The organism is Salinibacterium sp. VpJ6 (genome assembly GCF_059767345.1).
Window position 1 is genome coordinate 1,686,699 of sequence record NZ_JBSOQL010000001.1, and the last position, 16,960, is coordinate 1,703,658.

The 16,960-nt window shown below is 60.3% G+C and carries 13 protein-coding genes; 2 read left to right on the forward strand and 11 right to left on the reverse strand.

The window, feature by feature from the left end:
* Positions 1 to 56: 56 nt before the first annotated feature.
* From ACWTV1_RS08360 to ACWTV1_RS08380, 5 genes are all read right to left on the reverse strand, one after another.
* On the reverse strand, positions 57 to 464 hold the full coding sequence (locus ACWTV1_RS08360) for a DUF1304 domain-containing protein (RefSeq protein WP_498504884.1): 408 nt from the start codon (positions 462 to 464) through the stop codon (positions 57 to 59).
* Between the two features lie 28 nt (positions 465 to 492).
* Positions 493 to 1,482: an MDR family oxidoreductase gene (locus ACWTV1_RS08365; protein ID WP_498504885.1), complete on the reverse strand. Its 990-nt coding sequence runs from the start codon at positions 1,480 to 1,482 to the stop codon at positions 493 to 495.
* A gap of 59 nt (positions 1,483 to 1,541) precedes the next feature.
* Positions 1,542 to 2,567 (reverse strand): 6-phosphofructokinase, encoded by a 1,026-nt coding sequence (locus ACWTV1_RS08370; RefSeq protein WP_100387716.1) that lies wholly within the window; start codon positions 2,565 to 2,567, stop codon positions 1,542 to 1,544.
* 67 nt (positions 2,568 to 2,634) lie between these two features.
* The gene (gene trhO / locus ACWTV1_RS08375; RefSeq protein WP_498504886.1) at positions 2,635 to 3,522 is read right to left on the reverse strand and encodes an oxygen-dependent tRNA uridine(34) hydroxylase TrhO; all 888 of its coding nucleotides are present in this window, start codon (positions 3,520 to 3,522) and stop codon (positions 2,635 to 2,637) included.
* A 9-nt stretch (positions 3,523 to 3,531) separates the two neighbouring features.
* A complete protein-coding gene (locus tag ACWTV1_RS08380) occupies positions 3,532 to 3,957 on the reverse strand; it encodes a hypothetical protein (protein ID WP_498504887.1) in 426 nt (141 codons plus the stop codon).
* 42 nt (positions 3,958 to 3,999) lie between these two features.
* Between ACWTV1_RS08380 and ACWTV1_RS08385 the strand changes: the two genes are divergently transcribed.
* Together ACWTV1_RS08385 and ACWTV1_RS08390 are read left to right on the forward strand one after the other, a co-directional pair.
* Positions 4,000 to 4,935 carry a DNA-3-methyladenine glycosylase family protein gene (locus ACWTV1_RS08385; protein ID WP_498504888.1) on the forward strand — a complete coding sequence of 312 codons (936 nt, stop codon included), beginning with the start codon at positions 4,000 to 4,002 and terminating at the stop codon, positions 4,933 to 4,935.
* A gap of 216 nt (positions 4,936 to 5,151) precedes the next feature.
* Entirely contained in the window at positions 5,152 to 5,544 is a 393-nt protein-coding gene (locus ACWTV1_RS08390) for a hypothetical protein (RefSeq protein ID WP_498504889.1), read from the forward strand.
* Positions 5,545 to 5,614: 70 nt separating this feature from the next.
* Here the strand turns inward: ACWTV1_RS08390 and ACWTV1_RS08395 are convergent, their stop codons facing one another.
* From ACWTV1_RS08395 to ACWTV1_RS08420, 6 genes are all read right to left on the reverse strand, one after another.
* Entirely contained in the window at positions 5,615 to 8,170 is a 2,556-nt protein-coding gene (locus ACWTV1_RS08395) for a GIY-YIG nuclease family protein (protein ID WP_498504890.1), read from the reverse strand.
* Between the two features lie 169 nt (positions 8,171 to 8,339).
* On the reverse strand, positions 8,340 to 8,612 hold the full coding sequence (locus tag ACWTV1_RS08400; RefSeq protein ID WP_498504891.1) for a hypothetical protein: 273 nt from the start codon (positions 8,610 to 8,612) through the stop codon (positions 8,340 to 8,342).
* A 43-nt stretch (positions 8,613 to 8,655) separates the two neighbouring features.
* The gene (locus tag ACWTV1_RS08405) at positions 8,656 to 10,299 is read right to left on the reverse strand and encodes an Eco57I restriction-modification methylase domain-containing protein (protein WP_498504892.1); all 1,644 of its coding nucleotides are present in this window, start codon (positions 10,297 to 10,299) and stop codon (positions 8,656 to 8,658) included.
* Positions 10,296 to 12,527: a GmrSD restriction endonuclease domain-containing protein gene (locus tag ACWTV1_RS08410; protein ID WP_498504893.1), complete on the reverse strand. Its 2,232-nt coding sequence runs from the start codon at positions 12,525 to 12,527 to the stop codon at positions 10,296 to 10,298. Before ACWTV1_RS08410 ends, ACWTV1_RS08405 begins: the two co-directional genes overlap by 4 nt.
* Positions 12,524 to 13,162, reverse strand: a complete 639-nt coding sequence (locus tag ACWTV1_RS08415; RefSeq protein WP_498504894.1) for an N-6 DNA methylase — start codon at positions 13,160 to 13,162, stop codon at positions 12,524 to 12,526. Before ACWTV1_RS08415 ends, ACWTV1_RS08410 begins: the two co-directional genes overlap by 4 nt.
* Before the next feature lie 199 nt (positions 13,163 to 13,361).
* Positions 13,362 to 16,868: a TM0106 family RecB-like putative nuclease gene (locus tag ACWTV1_RS08420; protein ID WP_498504895.1), complete on the reverse strand. Its 3,507-nt coding sequence runs from the start codon at positions 16,866 to 16,868 to the stop codon at positions 13,362 to 13,364.
* Positions 16,869 to 16,960 lie beyond the last annotated feature (92 nt).

Consider the following 16,960-nt stretch of genomic DNA (forward strand, 5'->3'; position numbering starts at 1 on the left):
GTGGTGAGTTCCGCGAGCAGCCTCGGTTCTCGTTGTTTGGTTCTGAGGGCGGCCGGTTAGCCGACGTTGAGCGCCAGTACGAGGAAGATGATTCCGAGCAGCGGCGGGGCGCCCTGAATGATGGCGGGGCGAGCCATCTGCTGGGGCTGTGACGTGATCAAAACCACGGCGGCGAGCAGCATGCTGAGCGCTGCAAACAGCGCGAGGGCGATTCCGGCTGGCCACATGCTGACGGTGCCCATGAGCACGAGGCCGGTTCCGGCACCGAGCGCGAGGAAGACGTTGTAGAAGCCTTGGTTATAAGCCCATGGCTTGATGATCTCGGCATCCTGAGCCCGCACGCCGAAGATCTGCTGCACGCGAGGCGTATGGAACAGCACGCTCTCCATGAAGAAAATCATGAGGTGAACGAGGGCGGCGAGAAATACAAAAGCTGATCCAAGAATGGCGAAGAGACTGTTCATGCTCGAAAGTCTGGCACAGCTGCGATTGTTAGCCGTGCACGTCGACGACCGTGCGGCCACGGATGCGGCCGGCCAGAATGTCCGCGCCGGCCGCGATGGTGTTGCTCAGTCCGATCGTGGACGTTGTCGATTCGAGGCTGCCGAGGTGGAGGTCGCGCTCGAGGCGGTTCCACGCTTCGAGACGCAGCTCTCTCGGGGTGAAGACAGAGTTGATGCCGATAAGGCTCACGCCGCGCAAAATAAAAGGCATGACGCTCGTGTGCAGCTCGCTCGACTGCGCGTTGCCGCACGCTGTCACGGTGCCGCCATATTCGGTCGCGGCGATGGCCGACGCGAGTGTAGAACCACCGACGGCGTCGATCGCACCAGCCCAGCGCTGCTTCATGAGCGCTTTGGGTTCCGCGCTGAGTTCGGCGCGGTCAATGATCGTGGTGGCGCCGAGCTGGCGCAGGTAGTCGTGCTCGCTTTCGCGACCCGTGGATGCCGTCACGCTGTAGCCGAGCTTGTTCAGTAGAGCGATTGCCACTGATCCCACGCCGCCAGCCGCTCCCGTCACGAGCACTTCGCCGGAAACTCCGCCGCGCTCGATCGCAAGCACCGAGAGCATCGCGGTGAACCCGGCGGTGCCGATCGCAGCCGCCTGATGGTTGCTGATGCCCGCGGGCACGGGGACGACCCAATCCCCGGGAACGCGCGCCCGTTCGGCGAATCCACCATGGTGGGTTTCACTCAGCCCGCAGCCGTTCACGAGTATCCGCTGACCAGCAGAAAAGCGGTCATCGGTCGACTCGGCAACAACCCCGACAAGGTCGATGCCGGCGATCAATCGAGGCTCGCGAACGATGCCCGGCTTGCCCGTGAGTGCGATGCCGTCTTTGAAGTTAAGGCTGGAGAACTCGACGTCGATCGTGACGTCACCCGGCATCAGGATGCTGTCATCCAACTGCTCAGAAAGCTCGACGTGTGCCGGTGCTTTCGGGTCGGACTCGTTCTTGATTACTTCGATTCCACGCCACATACCGCCAGCCTAGAACCGCAGGCTGGAATCTGGCTCAGCGGTTGGCTGAGCCGTTCGCTTTAGCCGAAGAGGATGGCGGCCTCGTCGTAGCGCGACTGAGGCACGGTGTTGAGCTTGCCGAGGGCATCCTCGAACGCCACGTTGGTGATCTCGGTGCCCTGCAGTGACACCATGCGACCCCAACGACCGTGGATGACAGCGTCGACTGCAGCCAGACCGTAGCGCGTTGCGAGAACGCGGTCGTAGGCGCTGGGAGTTCCACCGCGCTGGATGTGACCCAGAGTGGTCGAACGAGTCTCGAGGCCAGTGAGGGCTTCGATTTCGGGGGCCAACTGGTCGCCGATTCCGCCGAGGCGGGGGCGACCGAAGGCGTCGAGTCCGCGCTCGGAGTGTGCGTCGTCCATGGTGTCGAGGGTGAAACCTTCGGCAACAACAACGAGGGGAGCGCGGCCGCGGTCGCGAGCAGAATTTACCCACTCCACGATCTGCGCCATCGACGTCTTCTGCTCGGGGATGAGGATGGCGTGTGCGCCGGCAGCCATACCCGAGTGGAGAGCGATCCAGCCGACGTGACGACCCATAACCTCGGCAACCATGCAGCGGCCGTGCGAGTCACCGGTGGTGCGCAGGCGATCCATGGCGTCGGTGGCGATCTGCGTGGCAGTGTCGAAGCCGAACGTGTAGTCGGTGGCGGAAAGGTCGTTGTCTACCGTCTTGGGGACGCCCACGATCTTGATTCCGGCATCCGTCAACCGCTTGGCAGCAGCGAGCGTACCTTCGCCACCAATAGCGATGAGGGAATCGACGCCGAGGCGCTCCATGTTCTCGCGAACCGTGTCAGCACCGTTGGTGCCTTCGAAGGGGTTCGTGCGCGAGGTGCCCAGAATGGTGCCACCCTGCTTTGAGATGCCCTGGATGTCTTTGCGCTCGAGGGGCATGGCGTCGCCTTCGACAACACCGCGCCAACCGTCGCGGAATCCCACGAACTCTTTGTTGTAGACCTGAGTGCCCTTGAGCACCACGCCGCGAATAACGGCGTTGAGGCCGGGGCAGTCGCCACCGCTGGTCAGGATTCCGATCTTCATGCATCCATCATGGCGCATAGTTTTCGGCCTGAAAGCCACGAAAACCAGAAAATGTTAACTTCGGGCGTTATTTAACAGGGGAAAGGCTGGCGATCGGATGCTCGGAGCAGGCAGTGGTCGCTGCATGCTCATCGCACACGACGAACTGCGCGCGGCAGGCCTTGTTGTGACAGTTCTCGATGCGCTTGGTGGCCGTGCCGCACTGGTAGCACTCGCCAATTGCTTGCGTATCGGCCGTGAAGTCGATGGCCATGCGCTTGTCGAAGACGTACAGCGAACCATTCCAGAGGCCGGAGTTGCCGTACTTTTCGCCGTAGCGAACGATGCCGCCGTCGAGTTGGTAGACCTCGCCGAAGCCGCGGCTGCGCATGAGGGAGGAGAGCACCTCGCAACGGATGCCGCCCGTGCAGTAGGTGACGACTGGTGTGTCTTTGAGGTGGTCGTACTTGCCGCTGTCGAGTTCGGCGACGAAGTCACGAGTGGTGTCGACATCCGGAACGATTGCATCGGTGAACTTACCGATCGCTGCCTCGATGGGGTTGCGACCGTCGAAGAAGGTGACGTCTTTGCGAGCCACGAGTTCGTGGAGTTCTTCGGGGCTGAGCTTCGTGCCGCCGCCGACCACGCCGTTCTCATCTACCTGCAGTTCGCCGGGAGCGCCGAAGCTGACGATCTCGTCGCGCACCTTCACGCTGAGCTTCGGAAAATCGTCGCCCTGGCCTTCGCTCCACTTGAAGTCGATGTTCTTGAACGCGGGATACTCGCGCGTCTTGCGCACGTAACGCTTCACATCTTTGAGCTCGCCACCGACGGTGCCATTCATGCCGTCTTTAGAGAGGATGATGCGACCGCCGAGCCCGAGGGACTCGCAGAGGTCGCGCTGCCACAGCCGCACAGCCTCCGGATCGGCCAGCGGCGTGAACACGTAGAAGAGAAGGATCTTGGGAACAGCCACAGGGCAAGTTTACGGCTGTTCGCTGCCGATTGGCTGGCGTTGTGCGCGACCGTCGTAGTCCCACGTTGCTCGTAGTGTTTCGCGGTCGGCGAGCATCGCGGCGTATTGCTGCCGCAGATAGGGGGAGCCCGAGAAATTACGCCAGACGAATTGCCAGTAGCTAAGACCCGCCTCGGGGAAGCAATCTGCCCACAGCTTGGCCGAATACAGGCTGGAGGCGGCGATGAACGTGATCAGAAAAGCAGCCATTCCGGTGAGGTTGAGCCACGCCGGGGTGACGACATCGTTGGGCGGAATGTTCGGCCACACGATCAGCCCCATGATGAGTACTGCTCCGCCGACGAAAGGCAACACTCGTAGCCGCGTCACCGTCGCGAGTGCCTGATAAATGCCGAGGCTTGCGCCACTGAGAGTCATAATCGCGAGCCATATCATGAGCCAAACTCTACGTCAGGGGTGGCGCGTAATCTAGGGCTCATGACCTTCGCGCTCGCAGCCGACGAGCCCGTGCGCATGCGTTTTGCGCCCGGGCGGCCCGTCGACGTTCGTGCGACGCTGCGACCGCTCAAGCGCGGTGTCGGTGACCCGACGATGCGAGTGGATGACGCGGGCACCTGGCGCACGATGCTCACGCCGCACGGCCCCGCGACTCTGCGTCTCGTGCAACACCAGTCGCATGTGGACTGCACCGCGTGGGGCGCCGGAGCGGAGTGGGCGATCGAGAGTGTTCCCGAGCTGCTGGGGGAGGGCGATGACTGGAGCGGTTTCGACATTTCGGCGCTTCCGTTTGCTGCCGAGGCTCAGCGGCAGAACCCCGGGTTGCGGCTCACTCGCACCAAGCTCGTGTTCGAGGCGCTCGTGATGGCAATTCTCGAGCAGAAAGTGACCGGCATTGAAGCGAAGCGGGGGTGGCGCATCCTCGTCACCAAACACGGTTCGCCGGCGCCCGGGCCAGCCCCGGCTGGGATGCGCGTGGTACCGACGCCGCAGGGTTGGGCGCGGATTCCGTCGTGGGAGTGGCACCGCGCGGGAGTCGGGCCGCAGCGCTCGGCGACCGTGATGCGCGCGACGCAAGTGGCGGCATCCCTCGAGCGCACCGCCGACTGGGGGCGAGGCGGGCCGCGCATTGAGGCCGCCCTGCGATCAGTCGTGGGCGTTGGCGTGTGGACGGCCGCCGAAACCATGCAGCGCTCCCACGCCGACCCCGACAGCCCCAGTGTTGGCGATTACCATCTAGCTGCCGTCGTCGGCTGGGCCCTGATTGGCGAACCCGTCGACGATGAGCGGATGCTCGAACTGCTCGAGCCCTGGCGCGGGCACCGCCAGCGGGTTGTGCGACTCATCACGGCGTCCGGGTTCCGCAAGCCAGCCTTTGGGCCGCGGATGACGATTCAGGATCACCGCGGGCACTAGTTGATCGAGCGCTCCGACTGCCCCGAGCCAGACGCCGGGATCTTGCGGATGCTGCACGAGTGTCGGCCCGTCGCCTAACTCGGGGTAGTCGATGCGTTCGGGCACCGGCTCGCCCCGTCCGGGATGCCGGTGGTGCCGACGCCGCAGGGCTGGGCGCGGATTCCGTCGTGGGAGTGGCAACGCGCGGGAGTCGGGCCCCGGCGCTCGGCGATCGTGATGCGCGCGACGCTAGTGGCGGCATCCCTTGAGCGCAGGGCCGATTGGGGGCGTGGCGGGCCGCGCACTGAGGCCGCGCTGCGATCATTTGTGGGTGTTGGTGTGTGGACGGCCGCCGAAACCGCACAGCGCTCGCACGCTGACCTCGAGAGTCCGAGCGGCGGCGATTACCACCTTGCCGCCGTCGTCGGCTGGGCGCTGATAGGCGTACCCGTCGACGATGAGCGGATGCTCGAACTGCTCGAGCCTTGGCGCGGCCACCGTCAGCGGGTTGTGCGACCCATCACGGCATCTGGATTTCGTAAGACAGCGTTTGGGCTGCGGATGACGATTCAGGGCCACCGGGGGCACGAGGGGCGCACGCGTGCACACGATGTTTTGGAGCCTCGCTAGATGTGCACAGAATGGGCCAGTCCCTCATCTAGGGCCTGTTCTATCGGGGACTAGTCGCATGCACGCGAGCTCAGGGTCCTCCGTCAGTCGATCTAACCGCAACCACTGTGTCGTATAGACCGTAACTCCGCAGCCCCTCGTGCGACTCGATTCCTGTGTACGAGAGTGAAGCGTCTTCGTACCGCCGGAAGGCAAAAACCGCAGCATTCATGTGCGATGCGTTGAAAACGCCGAGTGATACCAACAAATTGAAATCCTCGACGGTGAGACCAGTCACGGTTTTAAATAGACCCGGCTCGATCTTTGTGATGACGTCTTTGAGCGTGTTCTCCCGATAGTCGGTCAAATACATGAACGCGGGGATCCGGGTCGCGAACTTGATCAGCTTCTCCTGGATCAGCTTACGCTTTGACTTGTAGTCCTTCTCCTCCGCCGTCAATTCCTTCTTCTGCTTGTCGCTGAGAAAGTCACCCTTCGTCTTCCTCGTATTCTTGACAGCTTCACTCTTGTTGACAACGGATTCGAAGATGTTGTTTCCGAGTGCGCGGAAGCCCTCAATGTTCATCACGGCATCCATCGCCGCCCCGTTACCCATGATCTTCCTCAGAGTGTCGTTGTCGACGTTGACGAGGATCGCCGACTCCCACTTGCGAGCGAGCAGCGTTGCTGAGGTTCCAGCCATCGCCATGTCCAATATTCCACCCGCATCCACTTGTGTCATGTTTGCGCCGTCGTAGGCAAGCACTGGCAAGAACGAGACAAGTTCCTCGACGGCGTGCTCTGGGTTCGATTCTTCCGGCGACAATCCAATTGCATATTCGGCGATTTGCTGGAGTGCACGCGTTGGCGCAAAGTCAAAGACAAAACAGACGGGCTTGAGTATCTCCTCCTCATTCGGATCGTTGCCATTCGGGTTCTTGATCGACCAGGGCGACTGCACACGAAATGCCGACTGAAAGTACGATTCTGGCGACTTGAGATTGCGCAGCATGAGAATCGCCGACCATTGTGGCACGGTAACCCCGGTAGTGAGTTTGCCGCAGGACAGTGTGATCGTCTTCGAGTCGAATCCACTACCAATGTCGTCGCGAACTGGAGGAAGTGCAGCTAGCCCGATCCCAGCTCCTGGGCCGGCCACGTTGAGTACCTTGTAGTCGTGCCAATAGACGTTTTGTTTCTCCGCCATGAGGTTCTTCATGGCATGACATGCGGCGACGTTAGGTAGGAACCAGAACGAGTGTTGAAGATACGGCAACAACCGAACATCCGAATACGGGAACGGCGGGCGAGTCCCGCCTTTCAGCGAGTCGACAGATGTCGGCAAATGTTGCCCACGTATGATGTCGAGCCACTTCTGCACGTCACCCTTGTGCGCAAATGACGCGTTCGAACCGACACCAGTCGCGGAAAAAAAGGTGTTGAGGTCAAACTCATCGAACTCGCCTGCAGTAGCAACCGTGAGAAGCTCGTCCGGCATTTGGTAGGTCAGAAGCCGCATCTCGGGTAACGCTGCATACGGGTTCCACGCACCTGGATGATTGTCCTCGTAGTCGGATTTCGCCCGCTGCTCGTCCGTGTAGGTCCAGTTGAAGATCTGTTCTTCGATGAATTCACCAATAGCCAACGCTTTAAACGGAGTCCCTGATAAATAGAGGTAGGCCCGAGTGGTGATAGGCAAGAAGTCAGTCTCGTGATTCCGCAGCTCGTCGAGTTCTTCTCCAAAGGTCTCTAGACCCGCGCCATATTCGCCTTCCAACTCTTTCTTCGCCTCGGTCGTATCCTCTCCCTCGAAGAGTTCCTTTGCGCTGTCACGCCACGCGCCGAAGTGGTACTCATCAAAGATGACAAGATCCCAGTTGATGGCGTGAATCCACTCGTTCCTTGGCTTTACGAGGCCGGTCGCTTTGTCGCGGCCAAGCAGGTCCTGGAAAGAACCGAAGTAAACGAGCGGACGATTCTTAGCAACAGTGCTGGGGTCAACTCCGGATGATCGAGAAAGGTATTGCCACCCGTCGAAACCTTTGTGCGATAGCAAATCTGTGGCCCAGGCATCTTCGACCGCGGGTTTGAAGGTGACAACGAGCACCCGCTTCGCACCGAGTTTCTTCGCAAGCTGATAGGACGCAAACGTCTTACCAAACCGCATCTTGGCGTTCCACAGGAAGCGCGGCACAGCATGCATGTCCTCTTTCCAAACCGAGTGGAAGTAGTCAAACGTCTTGATCACCGCCCGCTTCTGCTCCGGTCGCATCTCGAACGTCTCGTGGTGGGTCCCGGTGAGTTCGTCCCAAAGACGCAGTTCCGTAATCGCCGTCTTTACGTCGTCGACGTTGCAGGCCATCCACTCGAGCGTCGGGTTCTGAAATCCCTTCGCCTTGAGTCGAGCCCGCACATCGAAGTCGCGGATGACGGAGCCGTCGTCCCGCATCCCCGACTCGTCGAGCTCGATCGTAAAATTCGTCACTGCCGCGGTCTTCAGCTGCTGTGCGACCCGCGTCTTCACGTCCTGCGTCGTCTGGCCAATCTTCAGCCAGCCCTTGTGAGCCTCGTCGTGAATGGCATATGCGTAGATGCGAGGCTGCCCCTTGGGCCGCTCCGGCATCAACTCATCGTGGGACTTAGCCATCCGCGCCTCCGTCGACGATCCAAGTGCGTCGATACGCCGCACGCCGAGCAGTCTCCGCCTCCAGCTTGAAGAGTCTGGCGACGAGACAAGTCTCGATGCTTTTCACACCGGGCTCGGCGATAGTCGCTCTACTCAGAAACCGTGTTTGGATAGCCATGTTCGTGCCTCGTTAGCCCCAGATCTCTTCAACAAGCTCTTTGCAGTTGATCCGACCCTCATAAGCACCGTTTCCTGCCGTCATGTTATTGAGCAGTGGCTGTGGGACACCAGCGAGTGTCCGGAAACCGATCCGCTCCTCGGGGCCCCAGGCACCTTGCTCTTGGTTATCCTCGTGGAGGCGGGTTACGTTCGTTGATGTCCTCAAATACTCGAATGCCTGCTGCTTCTCCTGTTCGTTGTCAAAACGAACCTGACCATTTACGCCGTAGACTAACTTGCTCATCAGTACTTCCCTTTCAATAAAAAATTTTCTGTCATTACTTGAATCACTCTGCATTATCCGGCGGGCTGATTACCTCCATTGGTCGAATCGTCTCTTCGATAAGTTTGATCTCGTCTGCATCAAGACCGAACTCGGTGTACAGAAGTTCGTCTGTCCACCTGTGAGAGAAATCGATCGCTGGCGCAAACTCAAACATTCCCTTGCTTATGTTTTGCGTGAGCAAAATTGTTGAGACCAGAAACCGCAAGAACTTCGTTTTCAGATACGCGGCCGCGTTTTCTGCTTCCTTTTCATTCTCAAACTTGCCGACGATGAGGTACGACTCGGTGGCAACGCTCTTAGGTGGCATCACCTCAATGCGAGAGAGCAGCCGTTTGCGACCGCTCTTGTCTGTCTGGCCGGCATGTTCGCTCGACGTCTTTGAGAGAAGGACCTTCCACGCGTCAATCAAGTCATGTCCTTTCGGCACATCTTGCTTGGCGATTCTGCTATCTCCGCCACTCGCATAGAGATAAAGGTCGCCGGTCGGGTCCCCCTCCTCAGTCGACTCCAGCCCAAAGGGCTTTCTGCTGGACACAACCGCTGACATCATCATGGGTGTCTTAGCTCGAACTTTGTGAACGATGCTGAGCGCCCGATTGTCTCTCACGAGGGTCTCGAACTCGTCAAGTTCTCTTATTGCAGTGAACACACTTCCGTTTGTGAACGTTTCAACCACGCACGACCCCTCATCGTCCCTATTCCAAAGGAAGTAGCACACGCCGCCAGCCACATCGACACCTGCGAAGGCATCTCGTGAATCAGGAAAGTCGGCCAGGTACCGTATTCTCTTGTCGCGTAGCATTCGGTCGCGAAACTTGTCGAGCCCCTTCCCTCCCGAGTACCACTTAGCTGGTACCACCATCGTCAGGAAGCTGGGTTCCAGCGCTTGCGCCTGCTCAACGAATTTCTGATAGATCGGTGAGGCGCTGTTACCTGCACCACCCCCATCGTTGAGTTGATACGGTGGGTTCCCGATGATGACGTCGAAGTGCATGTTGTCTCCAAACAGCTCGGCGATGCGAGACTTAATGTTGTCGGTGTGGATGAACGCGTAGGCGTAGGACTCGAGTGACTCGGCACGCTCGTACTCCTTCTGGCTAGCCCCGCAGTACTTGCAGCGCCCATTAGCGGTTCGCTCGATCGTGTTGCCGTCGGCATCCGTGCCGAGGATGCGTTCGGTGCCGCCCGCCCAAGAGTGCTCTGTGCGTTCGAACCAGATGTTGCCGCTCTCCGTGTCGAAGGACTTCGCTACGGAGTGCGGGCCATTTGCGTACTTTGAGCAATACACGCTCCGGCGGGCGAGCAGTGCGGTCAGTCGTTCAGTCCCTATTCCGTACACCTGCTTAGTGAGGATGTGGTCCACGCGTTTGGCCGAATCGGGAATGGCGACTGCGAGACCTTCGACCAGACGCTTCACAATTTCACGTAGAAACACTCCCGACTTCGTGAATGGGTCGAGGAAGGTGACATCAGGGTCGGCCCAGATATTCGCGCCATTATTGTCAGCGGACCACGCGTCGCTGAGCGTGTCGAGCATCCTGTTTGCGAACTCTGGCGGTGTGAACACGGCATCGTTCGACAGATTTGCGATGCACGTGAGCACGTCTGGGTTGCGTCCTCGGAGCGCGAAGGTCGCCTTCGTCATTCGTCGTCCTGCCCGCCAACACTCTCAGCAGCGGCGAGCTCAGCCTCGACCTGCTCGGAACCCTGCGTGTACTCGCCCAACCCTTCATCACTCGATTCGTCACCAAGGCTGACGCGATATTCATTTCGGATATCCCAAAGGGACTTTCCAGAGCTTTTTAGCTTCCAGAATCGCCAGCCATTGATGGCGCCTTTGTAGAGGCCTTCAGCGTTTGCCGCGTTTCCGGCTGCTGTCGGGGTGTCATAGACGGCATCCCGGATGAAGATCCGGCCGTCCAACCCCAAAGCTGCAGTCGCACCTTTCAGAACTTCTGGTCTTGCAACGAGGGTTGCGCCAGCCTCAAGTAGCCCTTCAGAAACAAGCAATGCCAGATCGACATCATCCGATCGGGTAGGTTCAGAAATCCGTGCAAGCAGACCGACATGCCCTTCTGGAACTGGCCAAATCTTCAGAATTGATTCGATGAGGGCGCCAGTGCGTTTAGCAATCTGGGTCTCATCCCAGTCTGTTAGCGCGGACTGAATGACGTCGTTCGTTAGCACCACATCATTAACCTCCTGAAAGTGGGCCACTTTAGTCGCCCATGAACCGTTCGATACCTTCGAGTTCAGCTTTTGAGTCACCAAGGTAAGGTTTCCAAGCTCATGAAGCACTCGATCTCTTGATGCCGACCTTTCATCGTCTTCGTCCGATGGCCATGCGGTCTGCCATTTTGCGCGCCACTTCTGCGGCAATAGATGCTCGATAGTTCCGATGCCCCTGGCTACCGGCCCCATGGCCATCGCCTTTCCGTCCGGGTAGCCCCGACGGTGATCCTCAAGCCCTTCAATTATCATGCGTAGTCTCGCGCGGAGATACCTGTTGTAGGCCGCCGTCCCCTTCAACGCCTCTTTCACCTCGGTATCAGCGGGCCAGTAACCTGCCGCCGTACTCGATGATGCGAGATAGTTCTCAACCTCGTCAGCCAGGTGCGCATGCGGCTGCTTGCTGAGATGCACCATGAGCGAGATGATGAAGTTATTGGTGCCCTGAGAGGGAGCTTTGACGACGGCGCGCCGCACGAACCAGCTTTCCAAGAGTCTAAATATTCGAATTCTCTCTGTTTCTGCCACATCAGATTGCGGAGCTTCGTCAAGCCAAATAAGCAAAGGGCGTACAACCTCGGAATCGAGAGTCCCTACGCGATAGCTGAACCATTGAGCCCTGGTAAGCGGGCCGACTGGTTGCTGGGAACCCTCAATCACCATCCTGTAACTGTCCGCCGCGGACTTGATCTCTGGCAACAGCGCCTGAAGGCTGTGGCCGTCCAACTTGGCATATTCTTTGAACTGACTAAAAAGTTCACGAATTGGGAAGTCTTCGAGTTTTCTCGCCCTGAGCCAGTGCCAGAGAAACCACGATGAGCGTGGGTGGGAAATGCGCCCAGCTGTGACCATCGTTACCCACCATGGGGTTTCCATTTCAGCCCAATTCTCGTGATACGCAGTTTCTATCTGCTCATCCGTGCCCGAGTAGTTCTGGAAGACAAAGTTCTTAATTAGGTCGGCTGCGCTCAGTGGAACGCCGCGCGCATTAAGGGTTTCGAAGATTGCTTGCGCGTCCTCGTTCGGGTCGAGGCGGATGCTTACAAGCTCAAGCTGAGAAGTCACCGCGGTGACTAGTAAGTGTGAACTCGCAGCTAGGTCCGCGCTCGCACCGAGCCAAGCATCAATCTCCTTCGCAAAGTACTCATGTGCGGCAGAAAGCCTTGACTTCTCGAGACTGGAATAGTCGGCAGGTGCAATCGCCGACATCACTGAAGCGAAGCCAGCACGGTCGTGGTTGGTCGGCCAAACCTTGTATCTGTCCTCGGGCGTCTTCCGGAATGCGGGTGGGTTCTCAATCAGCGGTTCGACCTGCCCCGCAAGCATCGTCTGGTGCCGCGCAACCAGTTGCGCGTGAAGCGCGTCAAGCAGGATCTGCAAGGTTGTCAATCTTTGTTGGCCGTCTATCACACTCCAGCTAGGCATGTGTCCGAGCTCTGTAGGGAGTTGCTGAATTACGAAGGCTCCAAGGAAATGAGTAGCGGTTGAGTCCTTCGCGAGGAGTTGAGTTAGCCGCTCGATGTCCTGCCAGAGGGGCTCCCACTGAAGCTCCCGCGACCAAACATATGGCCGCTGAAATAAGGGGACGACCATCCGCGCTGGCTGAAAGAAAACCTTTTGGGGTGACTCTTTATCCGGCTTCATGTCGCGATCTCCTCTGCCGTCATTGGCGGATAGCTTTGCGTCGGGGTGAAAATTTCGTGTTCGTCGAGGTGATCCCAAAGAGTGCCCTGATAGGAAGCGCGTTCAGTGAGGTTGTCATAGCGGAAGTCTCTTCGCTGGAACTTGCCTTTTCCGAGGTAGCCCCACTCGGGGAAAATAATCGGCAGCCCGCCGGTGGCAGTCATGGTGAGAGCGTCTCCCTGCACGATGTTGGCTTCGAGCACTCTCGTGGCCGCTTGATAGCAGGCATCAGTCGGGCGCAGATCGAGATACTTCGCGAAAAGTTCTAGAAGATTTTCTCTACATTCGCCTGTATTGTCAGCGAGGAGTTCAATCCCATAAACGCACATAAGAGCCAGAAGCGCATGTTGTTTCTTCTCGAAGACACTCTTGCCGTAGCGGGTTTCAACTGCCGCGAGCTTGCGCCGCAGTACCGGCACCAGGAAGTTTCCCGACCCGCACGCCGGTTCCAGAAACCGTGAATCGATGCGTTCAGCCTCGTCCCCTACGAGGTTAAGCATGTCTTCGACCATCCAGCTGGGGGTGAAGACCTCGCCGTGGTCGGCAACGCGCTGTTTGGACTTCACAAGCCGTGCCTGAACGGGCTCTGTCGCCATGGTTATTCCTCTCGTCATGTGTGCATCAATAGATCGCAGCCGCGCGGCCGATCATGCTGGAGGTTTGCAGTCAAGTTGCCCGGTAGAGGGGCGAGTTAACGGCCCTGTTGGCGCCTACTCTCAGGTTAGTGGCGAAAAGCGAAGATAGCTGGCCCTCATTCGAGGTGTGGCGCGTGAGCCACCGGTAGCGGTGGTCAACTCACGCCGCAGCCACCGCACCCTCAACCAACGAGATAAACCGACTCAGCGTCGCGACCCCTTCGGCCGACTGCGGCAGCGAATCAAGCAGCGCCGGCGAGTAGACGAGGTACGCCGCCCACTGGGCGCGCGAGATGGAGACGTTGAGGCGGTTGCGGGAGAGCAGGAAGTCGAGGCCGCGGGGCACGTCATCGGCGCTGGAGGCCGCGAGGCTAACGATCGAGATCACGGCTTCGCGGCCCTGAAACTTGTCGACGGTGCCGACGACGACACGCGAATAGCCGGCAGTGTCGAGACGGCCACGGATCAGTTCCACTTGAGCGTTGTACGGCGTCACCACAATGATGCCGTCCTCGTCGAGCGGCTTCGCCTTGCCGCCGGCTTCCGAAGTCCACAGTGCTCCGAGATGCTCACGCACTAGCTCAATCACGCGGTCGGCTTCTTCTGCGGAGAACGTCGAGTTGTCGACATGAGTGGTCGGAACCGAGTGCAGGCCGGGGGCGAAGCCCTCGAGCATCCGCCCCTCGGTTGACGCATGCGACCGCAGCAGGCCGTCGTAGGAGAGCAGTGAGACGGGGCGCGTGACGGCCTCATCCATGCGGCGGCTCTCTTCGAGGAAGTAGCCGAAGTCATCCGGAAGCACGGCGAGCTCGCCGATCACGTGACCGAGCGCCGAACCATCGACCGGTGCCGGGTGGATGCCCTGGCTCACCTGGGGGAGTTGCTGCGGGTCGCCCAGCAGCAGAATGCGTTTCGCGCTCGCCGCAACACCGATTGTGTTCGCGAGGGAGAACTGCCCGGCCTCATCGATGACGAGCAGATCGAGCTGGTCGGCCTGCACCCGCTTGCGATTGGTCATGTCCCAGGCGGTGCCGCCGATGACGTAGCCCTCCGAGTCATGCTCGCGCGCAAAGCCCGCGTGACCGTTTGGGGGCAACTCGCTGAACGGGCCATCGGCGTAATAGCCAGCGCCGAATTCGCCCGGCACCGCCTTCGCGACAAGGTCCCGGTCGAGGCTCGCATCGAGAACCACTGCGTCGAGAACGTTCTCCACAACCTTGTGTGACTGCGCCGTGATGCCGACCTTCCAGTGATGCTTCTCGACCAGCCGTTGAATAACGTGCGCAGCGAGATACGTCTTGCCGGTGCCGGGTGGGCCCTGCACCGCGAGGTAGCCACTCTCCCGTGACAGCAGCGAGGCGATGACGGCGCGCACGCCATCATCCGCACTCGTCATGGGCTCAAGGGCAGCCACCTCAGCGGGCGCTTTGCGCAGCAGAAGATCGGACATCGCGTCGTCGGGCCATTCGGGAGCGGCATCGACGACGGTGGCGCCCCACGCCTCGATCGCGGCAACGATGCTGTTCGCGGGCGGTGGCTTTCCGGGCGTGGTGTGGGTGGGCATTTCAGCCCACGGCGGGATCTCATTCGGCCGCGTTTCGATGACGAAAATGCCGCTCTCATCCTCAGCAGGATCAGAGAAGCTAGCGTTGCGGGCGAGGCGGGCACCGGCGCGATGGCCCGGCGGAAGATACGGCAGCGGGTCGCCGTAGACGACAAACACTTCACCGCCTGAGCGCGGTGCACTGCTGCCCGGCGCCCACTGTCCGCTCAGGTAGAGGTGACGGCGTTCGTTGCGCTGCTTTCCTTCTTTATGCCAGTCGCGAGTCAATCGCGCACCGTCGACAACGAACACCCCGCGGGTGTCTTCCCACAGATCCGAGGGCTGTTCGAGGCGGTCGTAGTGCTCCCACCAAAAGCTCTTGACCTCGCGCCGGTGGTAATCGATGGCGGCTGCGGCCATGCGATAGGCGCTCGCAGCAGTGTCATCGCCCGCCTCTTCGGCAGTATCGCCCAGCGCCTGCAGCTGGAGATCGAGCGCGCTCGGCTCAAAGGTTTTGCCCTCGAATTCCTCGTCCACCGGCTCCACCGTTACGCCCTGCACCTCGGGCAGTGCCCGCAGCCAATCGCGCAGCTTGAGTGTCGAAACGCAGTCGTACTCGTTGTAGCGGGCGATCGCATCGCGAATCTCGGTTGCGCGCTGCACGTTGCCGTTCGCGGCCGCCACACTCGACTCCACGTACTCACCGATGGAGTCGGCGGCGTTCGTCACCCCGGCGCGCTCGGCTTCACCCATATAGAGCGGCTCAAGTTTCTTGATCGAGTACGACGGCGTTCCGATGCGCAGCGCGCCCCGCACGATCGGGTACAGGTCCACGAGCACGCCATCGCGCAGCAACTGGTCGACGACATCCTCACCCTCACCGTGCCGGGCGGCGATGCTCAGCAGATGCGTCTTCTCATAGGCGGCGTAGTGATAAATGTGGAGACCCGGATGCTGCTGCCGCCGCTTCGTAACGAAGTCCAGAAATGACCGCAGCGCCGTCTTCTCTTCCGCGTGCGAGTGGGCCCAGAGGCAATCGAAGTCGCCCTCGGCGTCGACCCACCCGAAGAGGTAGTCGAGCCCCCAGCGCGGAACCCCACCGATTCCCGGCTCGGAGTACATCGGGTCACCCTCGAAGTCGAAGAACAGATCACCGGGGTTGGGCGCCGGCAGGCTAGCGATCGGCAGCGGGTCAACGACCACGACCGGCGGCACCGCGTGCGCGTCAGTCGGATCAACGGTGTGCTGCAGCTTGGCTTGAAGGTGAAGCTTGGCGAAGCTCGCTTTCGGGATAGCCAGGTCGTCGGGTCGCTCGGAAGTTTCGGCCAAATCTGTGAGGGTGCGGATGCCCGCCGCCATGAATTTCGTACGCTGCCCGGCGCGCAGCCCTGCGACAGTGAAGAGGTCATCGGCATGCTGGGAAGGTTCCTTGCAGAACTTGCAGCGGCCATCCCGCGCGTAACGCTCGTCGTGCCACTCGACCGGCTTACCTTCGGCGCGGTGCTCGGCGATAATCGCGTGCATCCGGGCGCGGCGGCGCCGAAACACGGGGGCGATGTCCGCCACGGCAGCGAGCTCGGAGGCGTCATTGCCGAGAATCAGCTCGACGGTGCCGTCGGCGGGAACCCCAAGCTTCTGAAGTTGCTCGTGGTACGCCGCCAGTTGCAGCAGGGCGGTGACGCGCACGTGGCGCGAGAGCTTCGAGTCAACCACCCGATAGCTACCGTCGGGCTGCTTGACCAGAAAGTCCGCGTAGCCGATGAACGGCAACTCGGGGTCGGTTTCGTCAAAGAAGACGCCCTGAAAAACGACGGGTGCGCCCACCAGGAGCGCATCGCGCGTGCGTGCCGCGTAGTCGCGCAGCACAGCGGCATCCCGCCCCGGAGGCTTATCGAACTCGACCATCGCATCACCGAACTCGTCGCGATAGCGATCCCGCAGTCGAGCCTCGTGCGCGTTACCGAGCTCGGCCGCCCGCATGAGCATGGCATCGTCGTCGGGCAGCGGATCGGTCGAGAACCCCAACCGCTTGTCGAGCACGCGCAGAAACCCAAACTCGCAATTCGAGGCTTGGGTCAGATCGCTGGCGCTCGTAACGAGAGCGGTGTCGGTGAGTAGGTACATGTGTCGATCAGAATATGGCCGGGTGAGGACATCCCGGCTGACCACGTGCCGTTGATGCACATATCGGGGCACCGCGCTGAGGCGAACAGCAC

Coding starts and splice junctions, on each gene's coding strand:
- ACWTV1_RS08360 (WP_498504884.1), bottom strand. CDS start 464: ATGAACAGTCTCTTCGCCATTCTTGGATCAGCTTTTGTATTTCTCGCC.
- ACWTV1_RS08365 (WP_498504885.1), bottom strand. CDS start 1,482: ATGTGGCGTGGAATCGAAGTAATCAAGAACGAGTCCGACCCGAAAGCA.
- ACWTV1_RS08370 (WP_100387716.1), bottom strand. CDS start 2,567: ATGAAGATCGGAATCCTGACCAGCGGTGGCGACTGCCCCGGCCTCAAC.
- ACWTV1_RS08380 (WP_498504887.1), bottom strand. CDS start 3,957: ATGATATGGCTCGCGATTATGACTCTCAGTGGCGCAAGCCTCGGCATT.
- ACWTV1_RS08385 (WP_498504888.1), top strand. CDS start 4,000: ATGACCTTCGCGCTCGCAGCCGACGAGCCCGTGCGCATGCGTTTTGCG.
- ACWTV1_RS08390 (WP_498504889.1), top strand. CDS start 5,152: ATGCGCGCGACGCTAGTGGCGGCATCCCTTGAGCGCAGGGCCGATTGG.
- ACWTV1_RS08395 (WP_498504890.1), bottom strand. CDS start 8,170: ATGGCTAAGTCCCACGATGAGTTGATGCCGGAGCGGCCCAAGGGGCAG.
- ACWTV1_RS08400 (WP_498504891.1), bottom strand. CDS start 8,612: ATGAGCAAGTTAGTCTACGGCGTAAATGGTCAGGTTCGTTTTGACAAC.
- ACWTV1_RS08405 (WP_498504892.1), bottom strand. CDS start 10,299: ATGACGAAGGCGACCTTCGCGCTCCGAGGACGCAACCCAGACGTGCTC.
- ACWTV1_RS08410 (WP_498504893.1), bottom strand. CDS start 12,527: ATGAAGCCGGATAAAGAGTCACCCCAAAAGGTTTTCTTTCAGCCAGCG.
- ACWTV1_RS08415 (WP_498504894.1), bottom strand. CDS start 13,162: ATGGCGACAGAGCCCGTTCAGGCACGGCTTGTGAAGTCCAAACAGCGC.
- ACWTV1_RS08420 (WP_498504895.1), bottom strand. CDS start 16,868: ATGTACCTACTCACCGACACCGCTCTCGTTACGAGCGCCAGCGATCTG.